5 protein-coding genes and 1 pseudogene are annotated in these 6,092 nt (G+C 40.5%); 3 read left to right on the forward strand and 3 right to left on the reverse strand.

Features of this window, described 5'->3' with window-relative positions; translation table 11 throughout:
• Position 1 precedes the first annotated feature (1 nt).
• The 3 genes from guaD to puuE are packed head-to-tail and all read left to right on the forward strand — an operon-like array spanning position 2 to position 3,516.
• The gene (gene guaD, locus GQR53_RS15740; RefSeq protein ID WP_165744468.1) at positions 2 to 1,390 is read left to right on the forward strand and encodes a guanine deaminase; all 1,389 of its coding nucleotides are present in this window, start codon (positions 2 to 4) and stop codon (positions 1,388 to 1,390) included.
• Entirely contained in the window at positions 1,371 to 2,582 is a 1,212-nt protein-coding gene (locus GQR53_RS15745; protein ID WP_165744469.1) for a urate hydroxylase PuuD, read from the forward strand. The genes guaD and GQR53_RS15745 overlap by 20 nt, the downstream gene beginning before the upstream one ends.
• A 1-nt stretch (position 2,583) precedes the next feature.
• Positions 2,584 to 3,516 carry an allantoinase PuuE gene (puuE, locus tag GQR53_RS15750; RefSeq protein ID WP_165744470.1) on the forward strand — a complete coding sequence of 311 codons (933 nt, stop codon included), beginning with the start codon at positions 2,584 to 2,586 and terminating at the stop codon, positions 3,514 to 3,516.
• A gap of 82 nt (positions 3,517 to 3,598) precedes the next feature.
• On the opposite strand, the pseudogene GQR53_RS15755 reads toward puuE, so the two are convergent.
• From GQR53_RS15755 to GQR53_RS15765, 3 genes and pseudogenes are all read right to left on the reverse strand, one after another.
• Positions 3,599 to 3,787: pseudogene (locus GQR53_RS15755) on the reverse strand (helix-turn-helix transcriptional regulator); the annotation flags it as partial.
• Positions 3,788 to 3,853: 66 nt separating this feature from the next.
• Positions 3,854 to 4,375 (reverse strand): hypothetical protein, encoded by a 522-nt coding sequence (locus GQR53_RS15760; protein WP_165744471.1) that lies wholly within the window; start codon positions 4,373 to 4,375, stop codon positions 3,854 to 3,856.
• A 56-nt stretch (positions 4,376 to 4,431) separates the two neighbouring features.
• Positions 4,432 to 5,967: an EAL domain-containing protein gene (locus tag GQR53_RS15765; protein WP_165744472.1), complete on the reverse strand. Its 1,536-nt coding sequence runs from the start codon at positions 5,965 to 5,967 to the stop codon at positions 4,432 to 4,434.
• Positions 5,968 to 6,092 lie beyond the last annotated feature (125 nt).

Raw genomic sequence — 6,092 nt, forward strand, 5'->3', positions numbered from 1 at the left:
AATGAGCACGCAAAACAATAATAACTTAACAGTAGTTTGTGCCGATATACTCGACTTTATTGACGACCCTGCCATTGCTGGCGAAAGCGCCCATCGTTTTTTTGAAAAAGGCGCATTAGTTATCAAGCACGGCAAAGTAGTTAAACTTGGTTACGAGCAAGACATATTACCTACGCTTGATAAATCAGCGCGTGTTATCCGCCACGATGGCAAACTGGTTATGCCTGGTATGATTGACACCCACATACACTTACCACAAACCGAAATGGTGGGGGCGTACGGCGAGCAACTGCTAAGTTGGCTAACCGAGTATGCGTTTCCGACAGAGAAAAAGTTTACATGTAAGCATTATTCAAAAGAGATCTCTAATCGCTTTTTAGACGAGCTACTGCGCAATGGCACAACCACTGCCCTTGTATTTGGCACTGTGCACCCGCAATCGGTTGATGCGTTTTTTAAAGAATCACAAAAGCGCAATTTACGGATGATTGCCGGTAAAGTAATGATGGACCGTAACTGTCCTGACGACTTATCTGATTGCGCGCAAACAAGCTATGACGAATCCAAAGCCCTAATAGAGAAATGGCACAATGTTGACAGACTAAGCTACGCAGTTACACCGCGTTTTGCCCCTACATCAACCCCTGAGCAATTACAAAAATGCACTCAGTTACTTGAAGAATACCCAGACACCTACCTGCATACACACTTATCTGAAAACAAAGACGAGTGCGAATGGGTAAAAGGGTTATTTCCAGAAGCCGAAGACTACTTAGCCGTGTACGAGCAAGCAAAGATGGTACGCAAACGCTCGGTATTTGCCCATAGTATTCATTTATCTGAGCGCGAGCTTTGCTGCCTTGCAGATAACAATGCGGCTATATCGCACTGCCCTACCTCAAATCTGTTTTTAGGCTCAGGACTTTTAAATTTAAAAGCCTGTGAAGAGCACGGCATAAACGTAGGCATGGGTACCGATGTAGGCGCAGGAACAAGCTTTTCTATGCTACAAACAGGTAACGAAGCTTACAAAATCCAACAGTTACAAGGTCAAAAGTTTTCAGCATTTAAGGGGCTGTATTTAGCAACACTCGGCGGTGCTAGAGCGCTCGATTTAGAAGGGACAATTGGTAATTTTGAAGCCGGCTGTGAAGCCGATTTTATTGTAATGGATTGTTCGGCAACTTCGTTTTTAAAATTTAGAATACAACATGCCAAAACCCTACATGAAAAACTATTTGCAATGATGATGTTAGGCGACGACCGCTGCGTTGAGCAAACCTACATTATGGGTAAAAGTGTGTATAAGCGCGATGATAACAATCAATTTTCAGACACCCGCTCACCGGTATTAGAAAGGCTTAACTGTTATGGAAAACTATTTATTTGAGCTTGCTCATTTAGTACTGCGTTATTTTCATGTTATTGCTGGTATAGCCTGGATTGGCGCTTCATTTTATTTTGCATGGCTTGATAACAACCTACAAACACCACCGCAATGGAAAATAGATAAAGGCATAAAAGGCGATTTATGGGCCGTGCATGGCGGTGGCTTTTACGAAGTGGCTAAGTATCAAAATGGCCCTGAACAAATGCCTCATACCCTGCATTGGTTTAAGTGGGAAGCGTACACAACCTGGATCACCGGTATATTACTATTTAGCTTACTTTATTATGTTGGCGCCGATGTGTACTTAATTGATAACAGTAAAAGTGAGCTAAGTAAATTTGCAGCTATTGGCGCATCCCTTGGTTTTATTGGCTTAGGTTATGGTGTTTATCGTTTATTGTGTAAAACCCCGCTGGTTGAAAACGGCAAAGTGTTTATTGCTGTAGTTATTGGTTTATTAGCTCTGTGGACTTTTGGGGTTGATCAATTATTTAGCGACCGCGCTGTGTATATTCATGTAGGTGCACTTATTGGCACGTGCATGGTGGGTAATGTGTATCACATTATTATGCCAGGGCAGCGCTACATGGTGAGTGAAGTAGAAGCTGGTAGAATCCCTGATTCAGCGCCAGGTTTAAAGGCAAAGCTGTGTTCTATTCATAATAACTACGCCACATTACCTGTAGTATTTATTATGCTTAGCAATCACTTTCCTTACACGTATAGCCACAACTTTGGCTGGCTTATTTTAATTGCGCTGTTTGGTATTGGTATGTGGATACGCCATTACTTTAACTTAAAACATCAAGGCGTTAATAAACCTTCAGTACTTATAAGTGGTATTGCAGCATTTTTTGCTCTTATGTTGGCAATAGCTCCGTGGCCCAGTACACCAACAAATGCAGGCGAAAGCGCGCCTTTACAAGCAAGTATTACCGACGCACAAGCGTGGGATATAATTAGCAAACACTGTACTGGGTGTCACAGCGAAACACCCACCTCTAAGCTTTTTCAAACAGCGCCGCTAGGCTTTAAGCTCGACTCTATTAGTGATGTAAAAAAATCCAGCACGCTTATTCATACTCGCGCGGTTATAACCAAAGATATGCCACTGGCCAATATGACAAAAATGACAGACACAGAGCGCGAAACGCTAGGCGCTTGGCTCACAGCACTTAAAAAGGAGCAATAAAATGAGCGAGCAATTTAAAAACTACCCGCGCGATTTAATTGGTTATGGTCCAGATGTACCCCATGCAAATTGGCCCAATAAAGCACGTATTGCCGTGCAAGTAGTATTAAATTACGAAGAAGGCGGCGAAAACTGCGTGCTGCATGGTGATGCAGCCGCTGAAACGTTTTTATCAGAAATAGTCAGTGCCCCGCATGTTGAAGACCGCCATATAAGCATGGAGTCTATTTACGAATATGGCTCGCGCGCGGGCGTGTGGAGGCTACTGCGTTTATTTAAAAAATACAATATACCGGTCACCATTTTTGCAGTGGCGATGGCCCTTGAGCGCCACCCCGATGTAGCTAAAGCCTTTGTTGAAGCAGGGCACGAGATTGCAAGCCATGGCCTGCGCTGGATTAATTATCAAAATATAGATAAGCAAACCGAGCGCGAGCACATGCAACAAGCCATTGAGATGATTCAAACGCTTACCGGTAAAAAGCCCAAAGGCTGGTATACAGGGCGCACAAGCCCTAACACAGCAGCCCTTGTGGTAGAAAATGGCTCGTTTTTATATGATGCCGACGATTACAGCGACGACCTACCTTTTTACAGTATTAAAGAAGGTAAACCACAGTTAATAGTGCCCTACACGCTTGATGTAAACGACATGCGCTTTGCTGCCGTGCAGGGTTTTAATGCTGGCGATCAGTTTTATAATTATTTAAAAGATGCATTTGATACGCTATACGAGGAAGGCGATCCAGAAGGTGAAAACACCCCAAAAATGATGTCAATAGGTTTGCATTGCCGCTTAATTGGCAGACCCGGAAGAATAAAAGCATTAGCACGGTTTTTAGAATATGCCCGCTCGCATGATCAGGTTTGGTTTGCCACGCGCGAGCAAATAGCCGAGCACTGGCTTAAAACTCATCCGTATAAAAAAGCATAGTTTATATTTTTTAAAAACATAAAAAAGCCCAGCAATGCTGGGCTTAAAGTCACTTTAGGAGTAGTGAAATTTATTCAAAAAACTATTTCCCCATTGGCAGCAAAACAGATATATAGCGCTGCGCCCAATTAGCAAGCTCCACCCTGTTGCGTGAGTTAGTTTTTTTAAACGCACTGTATAAATGTGTTTTTACAGTGTGGTCGCTAATGTTAAGTTTATCAGCGATTGTATTGTTACTTGCACCCTGTGCAATTAAATGAATAACAGATCGGATTAGTAGTTTAGTAATTCTTAAAACCTTAAATATACATTGTCGTAAACTAAGCTTTAGGGGTAATTATTCTATTGTCTCTTTTAATTTATTTAACGCATCAACCGAAAAACCTCGATCATAAAAGTATAAAATTTCGCCGCTGCTATTTATAAGTACCACACGAGAGTTATTTGGGCTTTGATTACCTGTAAACTTTTGAACTGTCTCGCCATCTTTATAAATAGTGATTACCCCACCCCATAATTCTTTAGGGATGCCTTTGCGCATACCGCTGTCTATAAATGTGCTAAACATACGTGGTGCCATGCCGGCAATGGTTGGTAGTTCGTAGGTAGGAAGCGTAACACCTGCCATATCTAAACCAATTAACCAACGGTCTATATCAAACTGGCTGTCTTGCTTGTACCCAATGAGCAGTAGTGTTTTATCTGCTTGAAAATCACTAGGTATAGTTACCAAACTTTGCTCTAAGCTTTCGCCACTAATGCTTGGGAACTGCTTACCTGTTAATTGCTGGTTTGGGTACTGTGTTGTACATGCGCTAAGTAGTAAAAGTGCAAAAGCACTTAATGTTAATTTGATCATAATAAACCTAATATTTATAAATTTCATACCGATACGTTTAGTATGGCAGCTGAGATCTAAAAATGCTGACTAGTTATATAATTTTTAAATTTAGACGCAGTCATGGGCTTACCGTACTTCCAGCCTTGTCCGTAATGCACACCCGCTGTTTTTAAAATGGCTTCTTGCTCAGTGGTTTCAATTCCTTCTGCTACACAGGTATAATTAAACTTATGCACAAGTTCCATAATATTCGGGATCATAGAGGCTTTTAAGCCCTCAGTTGTTATATCTTGAACAAACGTACGATCAATTTTAAGTTGATGAAAGCTCAAATTTTGTAAATTTCTTAAATTCGAATAACCCGTACCAAAGTCATCTAATGATAAGTTAAATCCCGATTCAACCAAGGTTCTAAAATGAGCATGCGCGATGCTTGTATCAAGGTATTCGTCTTCAGTTATCTCTAAACAAATAATAAAGCGTGAATTGGTAAGCTCTGTAATTTGTGGCAGCAACGACACGTTACCCAGCTCTACATCACACGGAAATATATTAAGCGACACTTTGAAGCCTTCAGGCAATACCTCTATAGAGGTTAGCTCTTTGATTGTAGTGGCAATCATGGCCTCAGTAAAAGTCCAGGTTAAATTGTTTTTTCTAATAACCGGAATAAACTCATCTGGAAATAAAACACCGTACTTATCTTCAAAACGTGCAAGTACCTCGCAACCAATCAGCTTGCCACTTTGCAAACAAATAATAGGCTGGTAAGTCCAATAAAATGATCCCTTTTTGAGTCCTTTACGAATACGCTGATTAATAGAGCGACGTGCAGCAATTCTTGCATCAACTATTAACGCACTCGATATTCCCGCTAAACAGGTTAAAATTAACGAAATTATTAATAAGTGGTTATTAGAAAAAAACAGACTCCAAGGTAAGTGCACTACCACACAATATTGACTACTTGTAGAACTGCAAACTAAATTAGTTTCGTAAGGAAAGAAAACATTGTTTTTTACTTGAAGGTAGAGATCCTCTTTACCTGCTAAATGATGCAAAGTATTTGGTGTTTTATAAACAACTTCCCAATCTGGCACAGTAATGCCAATGTTGGTAAAGGGAGTACTCTGCATAATTAAATTATAGTCCCCTTGTCTGACTATAATTACCTCCATAGGGCGCTCACTAAATAATAATAGATAAAGCTCTGGCTCAAAACGAACCCTCACCTGTTCATCATCTCGAATAAAGTCAGGCTGTTTGTCGTTAATTGGTTTACTTAATAAGCCTGCACCCGTAGTACAAACTAGCTGATTATCTTTAAAAAAACCTATATCAATTACATATTTTGCGTCAAATAAAGCGCGGCGCATCTCAAGAAGAGTTGTGTTGTCACACTGTTTAAACGCAAGCTTATTTAATGGGGTAAGTATTCGACGCCGCTCTGCAATTGCACCTTCTACATGAGTGAGAATATACTCAGCATCTGACTTTGTTTGTGCTGTTAATTGCTGCGCTGCAAAATTAAGTAAAATAATACAGCCAGTTATAAAAACTAACACTCCGGTTAGAACGGCTATAATAGATTTTTGTTGGTACTTTTTCATAGCATCTCGAAGTTGTTAATTTATATCACTACTTTATTAGATGATTGCATAAGTCGCATTAAATTCACACAGATAGATTGTAACTATTCAGCCTCATCTGAAATGAATATATCAGGCAGCTGATT

The sequence above is a fragment of the Pseudoalteromonas sp. Z9A6 genome (genome assembly GCF_011378805.1).
Lineage (GTDB): Bacteria > Pseudomonadota > Gammaproteobacteria > Enterobacterales > Alteromonadaceae > Pseudoalteromonas > Pseudoalteromonas distincta.

What these genes read in the sequence shown, in the direction of transcription:
- guaD (WP_165744468.1), top strand. Translation starts at nt 2, where the DNA reads ATGAGCACGCAAAACAATAATAACTTAACAGTAGTTTGTGCCGATATA.
- GQR53_RS15765 (WP_165744472.1), bottom strand. Translation starts at nt 5,967, where the DNA reads ATGAAAAAGTACCAACAAAAATCTATTATAGCCGTTCTAACCGGAGTG.
- GQR53_RS15745 (WP_165744469.1), top strand. Translation starts at nt 1,371, where the DNA reads ATGGAAAACTATTTATTTGAGCTTGCTCATTTAGTACTGCGTTATTTT.
- GQR53_RS15760 (WP_165744471.1), bottom strand. Translation starts at nt 4,375, where the DNA reads ATGATCAAATTAACATTAAGTGCTTTTGCACTTTTACTACTTAGCGCA.
- puuE (WP_165744470.1), top strand. Translation starts at nt 2,584, where the DNA reads ATGAGCGAGCAATTTAAAAACTACCCGCGCGATTTAATTGGTTATGGT.